3 rRNA genes are annotated in these 1,179 nt (G+C 53.4%); all 3 read right to left on the bottom strand.

Going from position 1 to position 1,179, the window contains the following annotated elements:
- A 23S ribosomal RNA gene (locus AC3WQH_RS25480) occupies nucleotides 1-346 on the bottom strand; the annotation flags it as partial.
- Nucleotides 347-566: 220 nt separating this feature from the next.
- Nucleotides 567-683 (bottom strand): 5S ribosomal RNA (rrf, locus tag AC3WQH_RS25475).
- 133 nt (nucleotides 684-816) lie between these two features.
- Nucleotides 817-1,179, bottom strand: a 16S ribosomal RNA gene (locus AC3WQH_RS25470); the annotation flags it as partial.

Here is a 1,179-nt window from a genome sequence, read left to right as displayed (position 1 = left end):
CTGTTCATCTACATCCATCCTTTGTAACTCCATGTGAGACGCCCCACAACCCCGCCGGGTAAACCCGACGGTTTAGGCTCTTCCGCGTTCGCTCGCCACTACTGACGGAATCACTATTGTTTTCTCTTCCTCCGGCTACTTAGATGTTTCAGTTCACCGGGTCTGCCCTCTCATCACCTATGGATTCAGTGAAGGATACCATCCCATTACAGATGGTGGGTTGCCCCATTCGGAGATCCCCGGATCAAAGCGTGCTTACCGCTCCCCGAGGCTTATCGCAGTTCGCTGCGTCCTTCTTCGGCTCCTAGCGCCAAGGCATCCACCGTGTGCCCTTAGTAACTTAACCACGACGCACAGGATGTGCTAGTGCATGCGTTGCCTCATGGATGAGGCGCACTTAGCATGCCATCCTTGCTTTCCGTAATTACTAAAAAGTACTTACAGTTTAAATCCTTAGCAATTACATGCAGTATCCAGTTTTCAAGGAACAAGTTGCGACGCACAGGATATGTGCCTGCTTCACCTCACGGATGAGGCGCCTTTAGCAGACGATCCTTTTGGCGTCCGCCTGGCAACGTCCTACTCTCCCGGCTCCCTGCGGAGCAAGTACCATCGGCGCTGGAGGGCTTAACGGCCGTGTTCGGTATGGGAACGGGTGTGTCCCCTCCGCCATCGTCACCAGACTTATAGGATGTAAGTCGTTCTGCGTTCTCGCATGGACGCGAGTGCTCTTAGCAGAACTTCCTTTCATCTTTTGAAGGATATGCTCCTTCAAAACTGAACAGCGAATTTGCGCTAACGGTCATATCTCCATAGAAAGGAGGTGATCCATCCGCACCTTCCGGTACGGATACCTTGTTACGACTTCACCCCAGTCATCTACCCCACCTTCGGCGGCTGGCTCCTTGCGGTTACCTCACCGACTTCGGGTGTTGCAAACTCCCGTGGTGTGACGGGCGGTGTGTACAAGGCCCGGGAACGTATTCACCGCGGCATGCTGATCCGCGATTACTAGCGATTCCGACTTCATGTAGGCGAGTTGCAGCCTACAATCCGAACTGAGATTGGTTTTAAGAGATTGGCGTCCTCTCGCGAGGTAGCATCCCGTTGTACCAACCATTGTAGCACGTGTGTAGCCCAGGTCATAAGGGGCATGATGATTTGACGTCATCCCCGCCT

The organism is Brevibacillus sp. FW301-21C12A (assembly GCF_058788915.1).
The sequence above is the reverse complement of the archived record's forward strand: the minus strand, read 5'-3'. Positions and strand labels throughout refer to the sequence as shown.